Origin of the sequence: Aeoliella fuhlenseeensis (assembly GCF_052161615.1) — a bacterium.
Lineage (GTDB): Bacteria > Planctomycetota > Planctomycetia > Pirellulales > Lacipirellulaceae > Aeoliella.
In genome coordinates this window covers 1,677,654-1,695,185 of record NZ_CP197417.1, presented here as the reverse complement: position 1 = coordinate 1,695,185, position 17,532 = coordinate 1,677,654, and the positions used below count along the sequence as shown (strand labels likewise).

Genomic DNA, 17,532 nt, shown 5'->3' with positions numbered 1-17,532 from the left:
TCTGATCAACCAAGGCAACAATCTGGAGTTCTGATGCTAAATTCTGTTCTGAAATCAGAGTGTTTGCCCGTATTGGTGTGGGTAAGCCGTAAGGCCCCCGAGGCGGCGTCAGAACCCGCCTTGCAGTCGCCAGTACGGGCAAACACTTTCTTTGCTCCATCTCTGGGAGCTGGAAAGGGATTGGTCAAGCATGGCCGCCATTATCTCCGAGGCTGTTCGCCTGTCGCAGCGTGTTAGCTACGGCAACCTTTGCAACGTCCTAGATGCTGCCGTTGAGGAACACGAAGCCGGTCGATTGCCGAATGCTTTCGCGATGTACCAAGAGGCCATCGGTATCTGGCTGCGGTACAAGTGGGTGGAGACTTCGGGCAACTACCGCACTGGCATCGTCGAGCCCGAGCGATTCTTGCAGAAGCTCAATTCGGGATTGCACATCGACAAGTTCACGAAGGAGCACATCCAAAACGCGATGCGACAACCGGGCGTAATGACTCACCGCGCCGTCGACATCGTGGCTGGCATTGTGGGTGCTGTCGTTCTGGATCGCGTTTAACTCATCACAACGGAAGGATTCGATATGTCCATTTTCGAAAAGACGACGACCGGTCCGAAGGGCAAGCTCGCCGAGAAGCTATCGCAACGGATGGGCTGTTACTCGCTGGAGTATCACCCGACGGCGTTCTCTGAGGACTTCGATAGCTACACCGAGAGGGAGTCTAAGGGGCACCTGTTCTACATCGCCGGGAACGAACACGGCGAGTTCCCTGACTTCGGTTTCGAAGTGTGGGTCGATGATCGCGACAACAACGGCGACCTGCCGCAAACCATCGTCGACAAGCTGCACTCGATCGCCGAGCAGTACCGCGAAGTGGCCGAGCGCGTCGCATTGCGGTTGAACCGTCAACCGTCGAAGTAGTTCACAAGCCCCGCTGCACGGATGCGGCGGGGTGTTTTTCTTCAACTGCGGAATTTCCGCAGTTGTCGCCCAAAAACGATCGCACAGGACGCCCCCTAACGAGCGCCGAGCAACTAACCCGACCTTGGACCCCTGGAGAAAACCGATGCAGGAGCAAGTATTCATTCCCGCCGACGACGGAAGTAGTATCCGACTTTTACCGAGTATCGAAGTGATTTTCGCTGGAGGCGATTTTGAGTGGGAGCCTGCAAAACACTTCAGGTGTTGGTACGACGCCGAAGAATGCATCGCGGATCGATTCCCCGAAGTTTTCATGGACCCAAAACGAGCGAACGATTGGATGCCGTTGGCTTGGACTGACGACGACGGCAACAAGCATGAAAGTGCCCTATTCGGATTTGCTGTTAGTTTCTTTTTTGAGAGCGAGACGCATTTCCTTCGCGCCGAGAACGAGACGCATATTTCGCCGGCTGGCATGGTTCACTGGCTAGCCGAATCTATCCACAAAGGAAAAACCGATGCTTGAAACCATCAAAGTTCATGTAGTGCATTATGCCGACCGCACCAACTTAGTCATGCGGTACAAGTGCCCGCTGACCGGCAAGCACGTTCCGCGCACGACTGGCACCAGCAACGCCAAGGAAGCCGCCAAGGCCGCGGCGAAGTGGGAGGCTGAGTTACAGGAGGGGCGTTACCAGCGATCGAGCCGGATGGGCTGGGATGAGTTCGTGGAGTACGTCGACACCAACCACCTTAGCACAATGGCGGTCAGCTCGGCCGATACCTACCTGAGCACGCTGTCGGTGTTCAAGGAAGCGTGCCGCCCGGAGAAGCTAGCCGACGTCACCACGGCCAAGGTGACCTACTTCCGCACGAAGCTCCAGCAGCAAGGCAGGAAGCCCGCCACGATTGCCAAACACCTGCGGACGCTCGCCGCGGTGCTCAATTGGGCAAAGGAGCAAGGCATCCTGGCGACGGTCCCGAAGTGCAACATGCCGAAGGGCTGGAAAGCTGGTCAGCGGGCGATGAAAGGCAGACCGATCAGCGGCGAGGAATTCGACCGCATGTTGGCCAAAGTGGCCAGCGAGGTGGGCGAGGACAAGGCCGCGGCGTGGACGTTCTACCTGCGGGCCCTATGGGAGTCTGGATTGCGGCTGACGGAATCACTGACGCTATCGTGGGACGAGCGGCCGGACGCGATCAGTGTCGACATGGAGGGCCGGCGTCCAATGCTGCGAATCCCCGCCGCGGTGGAGAAGGGCAAGCGCAACCGCCTGTTGCCGATGACCCCCGAACTGGCCGAGTTGCTGTTGACGGTCCCCCAGGGCGATCGGCGCGGACGGGTGTTCAAGGGCATTCACCACCACTACGTCAACGTCAGTCAGACCGTAAGCGACATTGGCAAGGCTGCTGGTGTGATTGTGACGCCCAGCGTGGGCACCAAAGGCCAGCCGGGCTACAAGGGCCCGAAGTACGCGTCGGCGCACGATTTACGCAGAGCGTTCGGCACAAGGCTTTCCCGTCGCCCGAATATGAGCGTTGCCCGGTTGAAGTCGCTGATGCGGCATGCGGACATTGCCACCACGATGGCGTATTACGTGGAGGAACAATGCGACGAACTGGCCGATGCGTTGTGGGAGAACCACAAACCGGCCGCCGAGGTACCATCTGAGGTACCATCAGGCGAAAATTAAGCTGGGGAGCAGGGACTTGAACCCCGACTAAAGGAATCAGAATCCTTCGTGCTACCGATTACACCACTCCCCAATGAGCGGAGGCAGGGACACAAGAATAGGCCGCGGGGTTCGGAAAATCAAGGCCGGCCGGAACGTCCGAATTCCCCACCCCGCCCGGTCCCCCCCCAGCGGTCCGGGGTTCAAACTCTTGCTCTTCGTGTGGCGGCACGTAGATTGGCGGGCGCGTCCTCCTGTTTCTCCTACTTGGTGCGCTATGAAAACCTCTACTCCGCTTCTAACCACCATTGTTCTACTGCTACTCGTACAAGCCTCGGCGGCGGCCGAGTACGATCCGCTTGCCGTCGATAAAGCCAAGCTCCCCGCGCCGATCGATCTCACGATCGAAGACGCGAAGCGCGACCGCGAGATACCGGTGCGAATCTACCTTCCGAACTTGAAGGATCCCGCGCCGGTGGTTCTCTTTAGTCATGGGCTGGGTGGGTCGCGGATGAACAATCCCTATCTCGGCGAGCATTGGGCTGGGCGGGGGTACGTCGTGGTGTTTGTTCAGCATCCTGGGAGTGACGAGTCGGTTTGGAAAGGCGTTCGGCCGAGGGAGATCATGGGGAAGATGCGCGACGCGGCCAGCGCCGACAACTTTGCCCTGCGAGTGAAGGACATTCCCGCGGTGCTCGATCAACTGAAAGTGTGGAACGCAGCCGACACCACGCAAGAAGGAAGCGATAGCAGCACGAAGAAACTCGTCGGCCGGATGGATCTGGAGCACGTTGGCATGTCGGGCCACTCTTTTGGCGCGGTGACCACGCAGGCCGTTTCGGGACAGGCGTTCGTCGCGGGTCGGACACTCGCCGATCCGCGGATCGATGCCGCGGTGATGATGAGCCCCAGCACGCCGCGAGCCGGCAGTCCCGACCGTGCGTTTGGCGAGGTGAAGCTACCCTGGTTGCTGCTCACGGGCACCGAAGATAGTTCGCCGATTGGCGATCAGACCCCCGAAAGCCGGCTGAAGGTCTACCCTGCCCTGCCGCCCGGCGACAAGTTTCAGTTGGTGCTCGACGGGGCCGACCACTCGGCGTTTAGCCACCGCGCCCGGCCGCGCGACCGCGGGAACCGCAACGAGAACCATCATCGTGCGATCCTCGCCACCTCCACCGCGTTCTGGGATACCTACCTGAAAGAGGACGGGGAGGCCAAAAAGTGGATCGAATCGGGCGACCAAGTCCGCAAGATCCTCGAGCCAGCCGACACCTGGGAGCACAAGTAGGGTCAGTTGGCGGCCCCCGGCCATCTACTTCCACGCGGGCACGGCACTTTCTAAGATAGGTGGACTAAGATTCGGGGGGCACGGCGTCCGGGCCAGCCCCCACACCCACCGCCGGCATACGCTCCACGTAAGATTGCCAGGCTGTTCCCTCCGACCGCGTAAGCACCGCTATGGCGTACCTTGAAATTGTTGAAGGCGTCGAGCCAGGGCGGCGGATTCCGTTGCGATCGGGCCGTGCCGTGATTGGCCGCAGCAGCGACTGCGACATTCCGCTCGACGTGGCGGCCGTGAGTCGCCAGCACGCGGTCATGATCTCCGAGGGTGGCACCTACTACGTCGAGGACCTGCAAAGCCGCAATGGCACGTTCGTCAACGACCAGCCCGTCAAACGCCGCACTGCGCTGAATCACGGCGACCGCATTCTGATTTGCGATCAAGTGCTAGCCGTCCACACCGACGACGAAGTGGCGCTCGGCGGACACCGGCCGAAGGACGATACCTCGCTCGCGGCGATGTTCGACGATAACAACACAGCGAGCGTAATGGCAACGCTCGATGTGTCGGGTGGCACGGCGAGCGTGAACCTGTCGGCCAAGCCCGAAGCAAAGCTGGCCGCGATGATCGAGATTTCGAACAATCTGGCGAAGACGCTCGAGCTCGAAGGACTATTGCCCCGCATTCTCGACAGCCTGTTCAAGATTTTCGTGCAGGCCGACCGTGGCTTCGTGATCATGCGACCTGAAAAGGACGCTCCGCTGGTCCCAGTGGCTGACAAGTATCGCAAGGCCGACCGCGAAGAGCGAACCCGCATCAGCCGCACGATCGTCGAGCAGGCGATGAACAGCAAGCAAGCGATTTTGTCGGCCGACGCCGCGACCGACGAGCGGTTCAGCATGGCCGAGAGCATCGCCGACTTCCAGATTCGCTCGATGATGTGCGCCCCGATGCTCAACTCCGAGGGCGAGGCGCTCGGCGTCATCCAGGTCGACACCAGCAACCAGCGAAGCAAGTTCGCCAACGAGGACCTCGAAGTGCTCGCCGCCGTGGCGAGCCAAGCCGCGGTGGCGATTGATAACGCGCGGATGCACGAGTTCGCCATCGAGCAGGAAGCGCTGCAACGCGACCTCGACCTTGCCGCGCGGATGCAGCGAGCCCTGTTGCCCTCCGAAGCCCCCAAAGTGCCCGGCTACAAGTTCTTCGACTACTACGAGTCGGCACGGCAGGTCGGTGGCGATTACTACGACTACGTGATGCTCCCCGACGGGCGGTTCGCCGTGGTGCTGGGCGACGTGGCCGGCAAGGGCGTGAGCGCCGCGATTCTCATGGCCCGTCTGTCGAGCGACGTGCGGTTCAGCCTGGCGAGCGAGAAGTCCCCCGCCGCCGCGGTAACCAAAGCCAATAACACGTTCGCTCAGCACGACTGGGCCGGTCGATTCGTGACGATGCTAGTGGCGGTGGTCGACCCTGCGACCAACATCATGACGCTGGTCAACGCGGGCCACATGCCTCCTTTCATTCGCCGGACATCGGGTGAAGTGATCGAGGTGGGGGACGAAATCGCCGGCCTGCCGATTGGCGTGATCGACGACTTCGAGTACGAGTCGATTGAGATCGAACTCGCCCCGGGCGAGTCGGTCACCATGTTTACGGATGGATTTAGCGAGGCGATGAACTCGTCGCGCGACCTCTACACGCTGGAACGCCTTTCTGCGCAAATTGCCGCTGGGACCGAAGACGTCGAAGCCCTGGGCCACCACGTCCTGGCTGACGTCCGAAAGTTCGTCGGCGACTTCGCCCAAAGCGACGACATGTGCCTAGCCTGCTTCGGCCGGTGCGTGTGAACTCCCCTGCGTTTGTGTCATCCTGAGGGAGCCTAAGCGACCGAAGGATCTCCTCCGCCACTGGATTACGCTAGGGGTGGCTGGGGACGAGTTCCACGAGCCCCCAGTGACGCATGACTGAGAGCAAGCCACGAACCATGTCATCCTGAGGGAGCCCCGGCGACTGAAGGATCTCTGTTGCCATTTTTTGAGGCTTATTTAGGGGTGAGATTCTTCGGGTCGCATTAATCCCCTCAGAATGACACCAGGGTCAACGCACAAACGATCATAGCGCCAGCACGCGATCCATCCGCGCGGCGATGTCCGCGAGTTCTTCCCGCCCACCGCCATTGACCTCGGCGGTACACCAACCGGTGAACCGGATCTCGGCGAGCGCCTTGCGGACCTCGGGCCAATCCACATCGCCATCGCCGATCTTGCAGAAGCCATTGCTCGTGCCCCAATCCTTGACGTCGAGCTTTACGATCCGCTCACCTAGCACGCGAATCCAATTCGCACTGGGGCTGAACTTCTGGACGTTGCCAATGTCAAAGTACGAGCCAACCCACGGGCTGTTGATCTCGTCGAGGTAGTCGCGAAGCTGCTCCGGCGTTTCGCAGAAGCCATTCCACACGTTCTCGATCAACACCCGCACGCCAAGCTTGCTGGCGGTTGGTAGTACGAGACGAATCTGCTCAATAGAGCGCTCCCACACATGATCGTGCGTCTCGTCGTCGCCTCCCACCTTGCCGGGCACCAACAGCACGCTGTCGCCGCCAAAGTCGTGCGTCTCTTGAAGCGATACCAAGAGATCGTTCCGTGCTTCGTCGCGAGTCTTCGCATCGGGTGAGCTGAGCCGCACCGCCCAATGCTTCTGATCGACCGTGCCATGTACCGGCATACCGGTGGCTTTCGACGCGGCGAGCACCTCGGCCACGTCATGCCGCAGCGGGGCTTCGAGCTCCATGCCGTCGTAGCCGAGTTCTTTGCAGAGCTCGAACTTCTCAAGCACCGAACCTCCAGCGCCAATCATGCCCCACTTCACCGACTTGTAGATCCGCCCGCGATTCTCGGGAACGCTAGATTCCGCTGCACGAGTCACGGCACTTGGAAGCATGCTCGCCGCCAACGCAGCGGCGCTGGTGGCGAGGAACTGTCGACGCTGCAAAGCTGATTCAAAGAGAGAAGTCACAATGGCACCGCTTGTGGATAGAGGAGTGTTCGAAACATCCAACACGCCCGCCGATTGTCGCCGAGACGCTCGCGAAATGCAAACAAACGACGGAATCCCGCCAAGGCAGGGATGTAGCCGGATTCGCCAGAATTCGGGTTATTCCGAAAAACCTTTGGGCCCGCGAATGGACGCGGATATTCGCGAATGGGAGGAAGAGTTGAACAGAAGGAAACGAAGGGAGCAAAGGAAGCAAGAGCCCCGATCTCATTCTACGAAGTGGAACGCAGCAGAGCGCCACCCTGGAGGCGAACTTGATGGTGGGTTTCTTCGCGGACCGCGTGGCGGTCCGGCTGTTGAACGAGCGACGAGCTAGAACCCGAGGACGAAGGGTCCGAGCCAGTAACACATTGCGAAAGCCGCGAGTGCGGGAACAGCGCAGACGAAGAGCACCAACCATGCGCCAACTTGATGGACGAAGTAGCGAGGATCAATCAATGCTATTGGATTCGCGGTGTCCACACCGCGGAGGTATTGCCAAGCAACGGCGAATGCGCAGATCGTCAGTAAAACGGAGATAAGAACCTCTGGTGAAAGTGCCATATCTCCTATCGTCTCTAACAACCCCATTGTGGCCACGCTGAAAGGGGAAGTGAGTAATCGAGGGAAGAATAGTCCTAGTGCATTGAGAACTGGCCACGCACCTGCAACGCTAATAAGCAGTGCTCCGAGAAAAACAAACACACCACCTTTGGGGATGAATGGACCAGCCAGCTGCGGACTCCCACGAACGCTGCTGCAATGGGCAAGCCCCACACTTGCGCCACAATACAAAAGCAAACCAGCGAGCGCGTCCGACCAGAGGCGCGCCGCGCCTACGGATGCGAAGTCTGGATTCATTCGTGGATACTCAAAGATGAAGAACCACCCATCGAATCCTGCAAGTCCTACAATCGCCACAGCAAACAAGATCCGAAGGCAGAGCCGCGCGGTTCTCCCACGTATCGTCCCATCAGCTAGTAAGATAAGAGCTGCCAATCCGGCGGTCACGGTAGCGCCGAAGCTTGTCCAGAATGTCCGATAGCCTTCGGCAACATGGCTTGGAAACGCTGATTTACGCTGCAGCCACGTCGGCTCTGCCGCCTCGACAGCGTTAATTGCGGCGTGGACAAGCATGGTAATCGTTGCCCCATTGGTAACGATCCATCCAAGCCACACACTGGCACCCATGAGAATTAGAACGTTGACTACCCGAGTTCCGAACGATGCTGGCGATTCTACCGCTGGACGAACACGAAACTGCAGCAGCGACGCAATTAGAACTAATTGCAGGACAAGCGATCGCCAAAGATCATCGTAGAGATACGAAATGTAGTACCGCCTAAACTCGGAAACAAATTGGCGATTTATTAGGAAGTGGATAATCAAGACAGCAGCAAGCGCGCTCGCAAGCCCGATGCAAAAGACTGCTTGAAGTGTTATAGAAAACTGGGCCTGCTCCTCTGTGACGCGAGCTACCGCCAAGTATCTTCGGCCCTGTTGCACTAATGCGAACAGCACCATCACGGCACCACACGTGATCAACGATATCTGCCAGTGATAGCGAAACCAGAGACTCCAATCTTGCGGACCAACCCCCTCCGGTGCCGGCCCCTGGCTGATCGCGAACCCCAGCGCCACCGCGACGGTGAGCCACAGTAGTCCCGCGATCGTGAATTTTGGCATCCGAAACATTCGCGGCCCCCAGAGAAGAGTTCTGCTGGAGCCATTCTAACGGGAACCTACCAGCGATTGCAGCACGCGCCCTGCTTCTTGCACTTGGTCCAGCGTGAGATCGCGGTGCATCACCGCCCTGACACGCGTAGGGTCGAGCGCAAACATCGCCACGCCCTGCTCACCGGCCTCTTTCGCGAACTCCCCGGCTGTTCCCCAGGCGGGATCGATGGCGAAGAACACGAGGTTCGTTAGCTGGGCGTCGGGGCGTTCGACGGTCAGGTGCGGGGCATCGTCGAGCATCGCGCGGAACACCTCGGCCTTCTCATGGTCTTCGTGGAGTCGTGGAAAATGATGCTCGAGAGCATGCAGCGCACCGGCTGCCAGGATGCCCATCTGCCGCACACCGCCGCCGAGCGCCTTGCGAACGCGGCGGGCTTCGTCGATTAATCTCTGCGGGCCGACAAGCGCGGACCCCACCGGCGCACCAAGTCCCTTCGAGAAGCAAACGCTCACCGTGTCGAAGTGCTGCGCCAGTTCCGCCGGCGATCGACCTGTGGCTGCCGAGGCGTTCCACAATCGCGCGCCGTCGAGATGCCGCGCGAGCCCCGCTTCAGCCGCCCACGCACACACCTCCGCCACTCCATCGTCATCGAGCACTACACCCCCTTTTCGATTGTGCGTGTTCTCCAGGCACAACAACTTCGTGCGGGCGTGATGGAAGTCGCTGCCACGCACGCGCGGCGCAAGCTGCGCGATGGTCGGCAGTCCATGCGGCGTGTCGATTGGCTGCGTGGCGACGCCGAAAAGCTGGGCGTACGCGGCCTGCTCGTAGTGATAGATGTGGCACTGCGAGTCGCACAGGAACTCATCTCCCGGCTGGCAGTGAACCCGCACGCCAAGCTGGTTGCCCATCGTGCCACTCGGCACGAACAACGCGGCCTCCTTGCCCAGCATCTCGGCCACCTGCCGCTCGAGGGCTAGCACCGTGGGATCCTCGCCGAGCACGTCGTCCCCCACCTCCGCCGACGCCATCGCGGCACGCATCTCGGGGGTCGGCAGGGTCACCGTATCGCTGCGTAAATCGATCATTTTTGGGGACGAGCTGGAGGTTGGAGGCTGGGGGCTGGGGGCTGGGGTTCGCGAGTGTGTATCATACGTGACCAGTATTTGTTTGTCAGACATCTAGGGTGGGAATGCTCTCAGCGCAACGCTGCACCAGCCCCCAGCCCCCAGCCCCCAGACCCCAGACATGCTTCGCATCGACACCCGCACGCCCGACGCCCAACAACAGATTGCCACGCTCCGTGCGAAGCTGGCTCCTTCGAGTGGTGACGTCGTGAGCGAGGCGGGGCGGAAGAAAACCATCGAGGTGTTCGGCGAGCCGCTGTCGCCGGTCGAAGTGGTTTCGCGCATCTGCCGCGATGTCCGCGAGCGAGGGCTCGACGCGGTGCTGGAGTACACCGCGAAGCTCGACGGCGCGACGCTCACCGCCGAGACGATTCGCGTTCCGCAGGAAGAACTTGAGCAAGCCCACCGCGCCGCCGACCCCGAGTTCCTCGCCACGCTCCGCCGCATTCGCGAGAACGTGCTGAAGTTTCAAACCGCCATCTTGCACAGCGACACCACCGTTGCGTTAGAACTTGGCGGTTGGCTCAGGCAGCGGTACCTTCCGATCGAGCGTGCCGGCCTCTGCGTCCCCGGCGGCGCGGCGGCGTATCCATCGACGGTGCTGATGACCGCCCTCCCCGCCCGAGCCGCGGGGGTGAAGGAGCTCGTCGTCGTGGCTCCCCCCACGCCGTTCGGCAGCTACAACCAGGACCTGCTTGCCACGTGCCATGAACTCGGCATAGGTGAAGTTTATCGCATGGGCGGGGCGCAAGCGGTTGCCGCGATGGCGTATGGCCTTAGTTCCCCTCCCCGCAAGGGGGAGAGAGTATTGAAAGCCGTCGACAAGATCGTCGGCCCGGGCAACTTGTTCGTCGCCCTCGCCAAGAAGCATGTATTCGGCGAAGTCGACATCGACTCGATCGCCGGCCCCAGCGAAGTGATCGTCATCGGCGACGAGACCACCAACCCCGAATGGACCGCCGCCGATCTATTGGCGCAAGCCGAACACTCGCCGGGCTCCAGTGTGCTGGTGACTTGGCACGCGCCGCTGCTCGACGCCGTCGAAGCACAACTCACCACGCAACTCGCCGAGCTGTCGCGAAGTGACCTGACTCGCCACGCGCTCGAAGAGTTCGGCGCACTCATTTTGGTTCGCGATCGCAACGAAGCCGCCGAGCTCGCCAACACACTCGCCACCGAGCATCTCCACATCACTTGCAAGAATCCCGAAGATCTCTTAGACAAGATCCGCGCCGCGGGCGCGGTGTTCCTGGGTCCCTACGCCCCCGTCGCCGTGGGCGACTACGCGGCCGGTCCTTCGCACGTGCTCCCCACCGGCGCAACGGCCCGCTTCGCGAGTGGCCTGTCGAGCAACGACTTCCTGCGGACCAACAGCGTCATCAGCTACACCCGCGAGAACCTCGACGCGGTGGCCGACGACGTGCTCCTGATGGCGAACAAAGAAGGCCTGACGGCCCACGCCGCGAGCGTTTCGCGGCGCGTGCGGTAGTTCCTTACGCTCCCGCAAGCTTCGGCAAATACGGCATTTTCCGCCTTACCCGCCCCGCCCCGCGACCTACAATTGCAGGTACGTTTTTGCCGCAGCGGTCAGGCGCTCGGCACGATTCATCAACTCGCACGAGAAGATCATCATGCCCCGCTTGCTGCTGCTTGCGTTGTTCGTCCTTTCGATTGCCGCAACGCAATTTGCCACGGCTGCCACGCCCCCTTCTCCCATCGTCGAGCATCAAGGAATCTGCGATGCGTCCGGCGTGGTGGATCTCGGCGGCGGACGATTTGCCGTGGCCGACGACGAACTCAATCTGCTAGTGATCTACCAAGCTGGCGGCGATGGCAAACCGCTCTACCAAGCCGAGGTCTCGCGATTCCTCGACGTCGTAAAGCCACCAAAGGCCCCGAAAGCCAACTCGAAGAAGAAGCCCAACAAGAAACCAAAGCCCGACGATGGCAAGCCGAAAGCTCCCAAGGTGATGGAGGTCGACATCGAAGGGGCCGCTCGTCTCGGCGACACCATCTACTGGATTGCCTCGCACGGTCGCAAGTCATCGGGCAAACAGGCCACCGAGCGGATGCGTTTCTTCGCCACAACAATCGAAGATGCCGGCGACAACCTCGAGCTGGTTCCGCACGGAACGCCCTACGACGAACTGCTCGACGATCTGTTCGCCGATCCGCAGTACGCGGCGTTTGATCTCGAAACCGCCGCCGGCAAAGCGCCGAAGGCCGAGGGTGGTTTGAGCATCGAAGGCATCACAGATACGCCATCTGGCGAGTTGCTCATTGGCTTCCGAAATCCGCTCGTCGATGGCAAGACGCTCATCGCTACGCTGAAGAATCCCGAAGAAGTCCTCGAAGGCGAAACCGCACGGTTCGCCCCGCCGAAATTGCTCGACCTCGACGGCAATGGCATTCGTGGCATGTCGTCGCACGATGGTTACTACTTAATCGCCGCTAACGATCCTGAAGGGGACGAGCATCACCCGCGGATCTACCGCTGGCTCGGCGACAACACACGCCCCGAGCCGATTGCCGCGCTCGACCTCGGCGACCTCAACCCCGAAGCCATCGCCGTGCTTCCCGACTACCAAGGTGGTCGCCTGCTGGTGCTGAGCGACGATGGCACCCGGCCCATTGGGCCCGACGATTGCCCCTGCAAGGACCTGAAGGACCACAGCCAGCGTCGCTTCCGCAGCACCACGTACGACTACGCCGACTTGCTCAGCGCACCCGCAGCCCGGTAGTTGGTGCGCCCTTGGCAAACTTTGCCGCCGAGCGAAAGTCGACCGATCGAACGCAATGCAACGCCGACCCGCGAAAAAACTTCGCGCCGAGTTGACGTTTCTCCCCTTGCACATCCGCCGCGCGCAACAGGTGGTGTATCTTTTCGCATGGAGACCCGGCGCGCCATGCTGCGCACCGTGGAATTGCTGAACCCCATTGCCCCACGGAAGGCGGCTGGTGCGAGCGTGCGTGGCCGACGGAACAACTTGCACAACCAACTCGCGCTCGCGGGCATCGCGCTCGCGATGGTCGGTGGTTGCTCGCTCCGCCACCCATCGTGGACTCCCCCCGAAGCCGTTACTCCGGTCGAGCTCACTTCGCTCCATGAAGCGGGCAGCGGACTTTCTTTCGCCCAGACTCAGTACGATCGCGCCGTCAAGCTCGAAGAAGCGGGGCGAGCCGAGTGCGTCGACCACTACTTCATGGCCGCCACGCTCGCCTGGCCCGCCATCGAATGCGTGCGTCCCGGCATCGAAGAAACGCCCGAGTGGCAGCTCTATCATTCGGCGGTCGCGCAGATGCTCATCGCCGCGCAAGAGCATCGCCGATGGTCGCCCGAGTGTGGCTTGCTCGTCCGCCGCACCACTGGCCTTACGCCGGTCGTCGCAAGCTATGAAGGCTTCGCCTGGCAACCAAGCGACTTCACCCAGCTCGCGCCGGTCGGTCACTACTCCGACCCCAGCGTAAAGTACAAGTTCCGCGCGGGTGGTCTTGGTGTGCCGCTGGCGGTGGTGCGCCGCTCCAACGTCCGCGAGCCCTTCATGCAGCCCACGCAGTCGTTCGCCGCCACGGTGGTGCTTCGCCCGGCCCCGGGCTGCGACAGTACCTCGAACCGGTTTGTACTCGAGTTCATCAACCCCGTTTCGAACGACACCATTACCACCAGTTGCGGCACCGCCCCGCTCGCTCGCGACATCACCGCGCCGTTCGCTTACCCGCCGCGCGGACGCGATCGCGACTGGCTCACCGACTTCATCCTGCCGGGGAGCTCCACGCGCGACGACGGTTTGTTCCTGCTCGAACCCTACCAGCCCGGCAAGATTCCGGTGGTGTTCGTCCACGGCCTGCTCTCCGATCCGCTCACCTGGACCGACATGGTCAACCAGCTTCGCGCCCATCGCCACCTGACCGACCGCTACCAGTTCTGGGCGTTTCGTTACTCTACGGGGACGCAGTTCTTCCGCAGCGCCGCCCTGCTCCGCCGACAACTGGCTGAGGTGCAGCAAGCGTACGATCCGTGTCACGAAGATCCTGCGTTCTCGCAAATGGTGATCGTCGGCCACAGCATGGGAGGGCTGCTCGCCAAGCTGCAAATCACCTACAGCGGCGATCAACTGTGGTACACACTCGCCAACCGCCCGCCGGACATGATCGTCACGACGCCCGACGTTCGCAATCGCTTGGTCGAGCAACTGTACTTCGACCCCAACCCTAACATCGCCCGCGTCGTTTATATTGGCACGCCGCACCAAGGTTCCGAAGACGCCACGCGCTGCATGGGCCGCATCGGTGCCGCGCTCGTCGAGACGCCGCCTGAGATCGAGCAGCAGCACGCCCAGCTACTCCGCGACAATCCCGAGGCCTTCCACAACGATTTTAAGCACTACCCGCGAAGCATCGACCTCTTGGAGCCCGGCAACCCGTTCCTCCAAACCACGCTCCGCTTGCCGTACCGCCAGGGCATCGCGGTCCACTCCATCTGCGGTGTCGCCGACCGCCCGTGCAGCCCCGGCCCTACGGACGGCGTCGTCCCCCTATCGAGCGCCAGGCTCTACAACGTCCAGAGCGAAAAAATCGTCGGCTCCAAACACACCGACCTCACCCGCGATAAGAACTCCATCGCCGAAGTCGCGCGAATCCTGAGACTGCACGCCGAATCGAACGCGTGCCGGTGAGTGAGTCCCCGGGTGGCACCGACACTTGCCCGCTTGGCACGTGCTGGGTGAGCAGACATCAATCGGGCACGTGTCGGTGTCGCTTGCGACAAAAGGTCTTCGAGTACCCAAGCTCCAACACCTCTTGTGCTCCGCACACCGACAATCGGCCGAACGATGTTGGTCTCAGTGGCAACGTTGAAACCGTCCGAAAGTCGGTGCCACCCAAACAATCACTTCTCCATTCTCTCTGTTCCCTCTTGTTAAAAAACTCCCCGCTTCGTTCTCTTCGTTCCCTTCTGTTCAACAACTTCCCCTTCACCTTCCCTCCTCGCCTCCACTCCCTCCATTCTACCAACCTGCCTGACCGAGCCAGTTGCCGTTGACTCCGTTTACGTTTGTAAATAGAGTCCGCTCCACACACGCTGGGAGCAACTTTAGTGGCTGGGTCTATCTCCATTTCCGACGCCGAATGGCACGTGATGAACGTCGTCTGGCGCGAGCAGCCCGTCGAGGCGCAGCCCGTGGTCGACGAACTCGCCGCTGCGCATGGCTGGAGCGTCGGCACCATCAAGACAATGATCCACCGGCTCACCCAGAAAGGCGTTCTTGCCTTCGACGTGGAGGGCAAGCGGTACCGCTATCGCGCGGTCGTCGATCGCGACACCACGGTCCGTCAAGCGAGTCGTTCGTTCCTCGACCGCGTGTTCGGCGGGGCGTGGGCGCCGGCGCTCGTTCAATTGGTAGAAGATTCCGAGCTTAGCCAAACCGAAGTGGCCGAGCTTCGCCGGTTACTCGACGATAAGGACGTAAAGCGATGAACTTCATCTTGGATTGCTTGCTGCCTGCCTACTACTACGCATGCATCGCGACCCTCGCGTCGTTGCCTCTGCTCGCGATCGTGCTTCTCTTCGACCTGATAGTGGGACGATGGCTCGGGGCGGCGATTCGGTCACTCCTATGGACGCTTGTCGCGTTGCGGATGCTCATTCCGATTGGACTTCCCAACACCGCGGGGCTGCCCAATCTGGGATGGGCCGTCCTTGAAGGGGGTTCGCCCCACGAGTCGGCATCTCATCGGAGCCCGGTTCAACCCCGACCCGACTCGCCACCTGTGATTCCAGGCGAACAGTTGGTTCAGCACGTCGGCAGTGATCTCATCATGGCAACCACGCACTCCGAGCGCGCGCCGACTCCACAACCAACCAATTCGAGTACCTGGGATTGGGAGATGCTCGTCGTCTTGGGCATTCTTCTCATCTGGCCCGTCGTGGCATTTAGTCTTTTCGGACGCGCCGTCGTCGCCTCAGTGCGATTTGCCTTACGACTCCGCCGCATCCCTAGCGCAAGCGACCCGTTGCTCCTCGAAGTCTTGGGCGAAGTCTGCCAAACCATGCTCATCCGCCGGGCACCCAAAGTAAAATTCGTCCCCGAGCTCACCTGCCCCGCCCTGTTCGGTTGCCTGCGACCGACGCTTTGCCTGCCAGTCACTGCCGATCCCCCTTCCCGGAACGAACTGCCGCGAAACGAACTGCGGATGGTGTTGATTCACGAGCTGGCTCACCTAGTGCGTTACGATGGCTACGTCGCTTGGTTGTTAAAGTTGGTTCAAGCCGTGCACTGGTTCAATCCGCTCGCATGGTTCGTCACTCGGCAGGTGGCTCACACCCGCGAACTCGCTTGCGACGAGGCAGTTCGACGCTTCACCACCTCGGCCGAGCACCCTTCGTACGGCGAGCTGATCGTCCGTTTCGCTTCGGCCAAGCCCTCGATCAATTTAGGACTCATCGGGCTGTGGTTTGCTCGCCCCATGCGTCGCCTGAAATCTCGCATTGCTGCGTGTGCCCCAGGGCGTCAGCGACGGTGGCGACTCCCACGGCCTGTCGCGCTGGTGCTCCTGGCGATCGTCGCCTGCGTGGGGCTCACCGATCGCGCCCCGTCGAGCGTCATCCAGGCCCCCGCGCCTCCGCAGCCGATCGAGGCCTCACCCGAGATCATCGCCGCGGCCGAGGTCGCCATGGCACGCCACCGCGATCCTCGCCCCGCCGGTTCCGATATTGTCGAAGAGCGGGAGTACGACGTTGCCGACGCGCTTGAGAAACTCTCCGAGGCCGACCCCAAGGCCGACGCGCTTGAGTGGTTGCTCACGCACATCCGTCCCGACGGCAATGATTCGCCCAAACCAGCGCTCGTCTCCCTCGATCGCACTGCGGGCCGCCTGAAGCTCCGCATGACCCGATACGAGCACGCCAACTTCGCCGACGCACTCACCGGGATTGAACGCTCGGGACCATGGAACGTCGAGATTCAAATTCGGTTCTTCCGAGTAGCAACCCTGGAGGAACTCGGGGACCTGACATGGGAGCTAGTCGACGCCCCCGCTCCGTTCCCCGATTCTTCTCGGAATGATTGGCAACAACGGAGTGAGAACGAAGCGGCTTTGTCGATGACCTCGGTCACTACCTCCTCAGGGCCATTCACCACTTCGATGTTAAGTCACGACCAAATGCGGCGAGCGGTGCGAAGCGTCCAGAGCAATCGCCGGAGCAACATCCTAAATGCCCCCCGCGTGTTGTTAGCGAACGGAACCTCTGGCTTCGTCCGCGATCAATCCTTCGCCCCCTACGTGACGGGACTCGCTCGGTCCCGCGACCCACAGCAGTCGCAACTCGAACCCGTCGTTTCCGTACTCAGCGAGGGAACACTATTGGAACTGCGGGGCGATGTCGTCGACGCCAGCACGCTTGAACTAAGCTGCCGCGCGACCTTCTCCGAGATCGAATCGGTCACCGAAGGCCGCCTCCCCGGCTTCAGCCAAGTCTTTCAAGTGCCGCAGCTCCAAGAGGTTGTCGTGCAAGCACACCACCTCCGCTTCTCCCCCGGCGAGACCCTCGTCGTCGCCCCCATCGCCCGCCTGCAGGACCGCGACAAACCCGTCGACTCCCTCTGCTTCGCCCTCACCCCGATCTGGACCCCCGCGACGATGCCGAGCCCATCGACGACATCACCGCCCGCCCAGTACATCGACGAAACAAAATAGCCCGGCCGTCCCGCCCGGCTGAGTGCAACTCTCTCGTTCCCACGCTCCCGCGTAGGAATGCATGGACGGCCGCTCCGCGGCGAGTGTCGCTACGAATACTTTTCTTGGGTGGCAGCGACACTTGC

Annotated in this window: 14 protein-coding genes and 1 tRNA gene; 11 read left to right on the top strand and 4 right to left on the bottom strand. The window is 61.3% G+C overall.

The genetic code is table 11. The annotated features are described in order from the left end of the window. The first annotated feature begins 190 nt into the window (after nt 1–190). Genes SH292x_RS06505 through SH292x_RS06490 form a run of 4 tightly spaced genes read left to right on the top strand, consistent with a single transcriptional unit; the run spans nt 191 to nt 2,610 of the window. Entirely contained in the window at nt 191–553 is a 363-nt protein-coding gene (locus SH292x_RS06505) for a hypothetical protein (protein ID WP_442484777.1), read from the top strand. Nucleotides 554–577: 24 nt separating this feature from the next. Then, nucleotides 578–916 carry a hypothetical protein gene (locus tag SH292x_RS06500; protein WP_442484776.1) on the top strand — a complete coding sequence of 113 codons (339 nt, stop codon included), beginning with the start codon at nt 578–580 and terminating at the stop codon, nt 914–916. A 31-nt stretch (nt 917–947) separates the two neighbouring features. Beyond that, entirely contained in the window at nt 948–1,442 is a 495-nt protein-coding gene (locus tag SH292x_RS06495) for a hypothetical protein (RefSeq protein ID WP_442484775.1), read from the top strand. Beyond that, entirely contained in the window at nt 1,435–2,610 is a 1,176-nt protein-coding gene (locus SH292x_RS06490; protein WP_442484774.1) for a tyrosine-type recombinase/integrase, read from the top strand. The genes SH292x_RS06495 and SH292x_RS06490 overlap by 8 nt, the downstream gene beginning before the upstream one ends. A 1-nt stretch (nt 2,611) precedes the next feature. Here SH292x_RS06490 and SH292x_RS06485 read toward each other — a convergent pair. Beyond that, nucleotides 2,612–2,683, bottom strand: a tRNA-Gln gene (locus SH292x_RS06485). Between the two features lie 183 nt (nt 2,684–2,866). Between SH292x_RS06485 and SH292x_RS06480 the strand changes: the two genes are divergently transcribed. Both SH292x_RS06480 and SH292x_RS06475 read left to right on the top strand, forming a co-directional pair. Then, entirely contained in the window at nt 2,867–3,877 is a 1,011-nt protein-coding gene (locus SH292x_RS06480; RefSeq protein WP_442484773.1) for an alpha/beta hydrolase family protein, read from the top strand. Between the two features lie 170 nt (nt 3,878–4,047). Beyond that, nucleotides 4,048–5,718: a SpoIIE family protein phosphatase gene (locus tag SH292x_RS06475; protein ID WP_442484772.1), complete on the top strand. Its 1,671-nt coding sequence runs from the start codon at nt 4,048–4,050 to the stop codon at nt 5,716–5,718. 265 nt (nt 5,719–5,983) lie between these two features. Here the strand turns inward: SH292x_RS06475 and SH292x_RS06470 are convergent, their stop codons facing one another. From SH292x_RS06470 to SH292x_RS06460, 3 genes are all read right to left on the bottom strand, one after another. After that, entirely contained in the window at nt 5,984–6,889 is a 906-nt protein-coding gene (locus tag SH292x_RS06470) for a sugar phosphate isomerase/epimerase family protein (protein WP_442484771.1), read from the bottom strand. Between the two features lie 351 nt (nt 6,890–7,240). Further along, nucleotides 7,241–8,593 (bottom strand): hypothetical protein, encoded by a 1,353-nt coding sequence (locus SH292x_RS06465; RefSeq protein WP_442484770.1) that lies wholly within the window; start codon nt 8,591–8,593, stop codon nt 7,241–7,243. Nucleotides 8,594–8,638: 45 nt separating this feature from the next. Continuing rightward, nucleotides 8,639–9,673 (bottom strand): threonine aldolase family protein, encoded by a 1,035-nt coding sequence (locus SH292x_RS06460; RefSeq protein WP_442484769.1) that lies wholly within the window; start codon nt 9,671–9,673, stop codon nt 8,639–8,641. Nucleotides 9,674–9,833: 160 nt separating this feature from the next. On the opposite strand from SH292x_RS06460, the gene hisD reads away from it, so the two are divergent. The 5 genes from hisD to SH292x_RS06435 all read left to right on the top strand — a co-directional run bounded on the left by hisD (nt 9,834) and on the right by SH292x_RS06435 (nt 17,407). Beyond that, nucleotides 9,834–11,201, top strand: a complete 1,368-nt coding sequence (gene hisD, locus SH292x_RS06455; protein WP_442484768.1) for a histidinol dehydrogenase — start codon at nt 9,834–9,836, stop codon at nt 11,199–11,201. Nucleotides 11,202–11,343: 142 nt separating this feature from the next. Beyond that, nucleotides 11,344–12,453, top strand: coding sequence for a DUF3616 domain-containing protein (locus SH292x_RS06450; RefSeq protein ID WP_442484767.1), 1,110 nt, complete (start codon nt 11,344–11,346; stop codon nt 12,451–12,453). 165 nt (nt 12,454–12,618) lie between these two features. Continuing rightward, the gene (locus SH292x_RS06445) at nt 12,619–14,388 is read left to right on the top strand and encodes an esterase/lipase family protein (protein WP_442484766.1); all 1,770 of its coding nucleotides are present in this window, start codon (nt 12,619–12,621) and stop codon (nt 14,386–14,388) included. Nucleotides 14,389–14,807: 419 nt separating this feature from the next. Further along, nucleotides 14,808–15,188 (top strand): BlaI/MecI/CopY family transcriptional regulator, encoded by a 381-nt coding sequence (locus SH292x_RS06440; protein ID WP_442484765.1) that lies wholly within the window; start codon nt 14,808–14,810, stop codon nt 15,186–15,188. Further along, on the top strand, nt 15,185–17,407 hold the full coding sequence (locus SH292x_RS06435) for a M56 family metallopeptidase (RefSeq protein WP_442484764.1): 2,223 nt from the start codon (nt 15,185–15,187) through the stop codon (nt 17,405–17,407). Before SH292x_RS06440 ends, SH292x_RS06435 begins: the two co-directional genes overlap by 4 nt. Nucleotides 17,408–17,532: the final 125 nt, after the last annotated feature.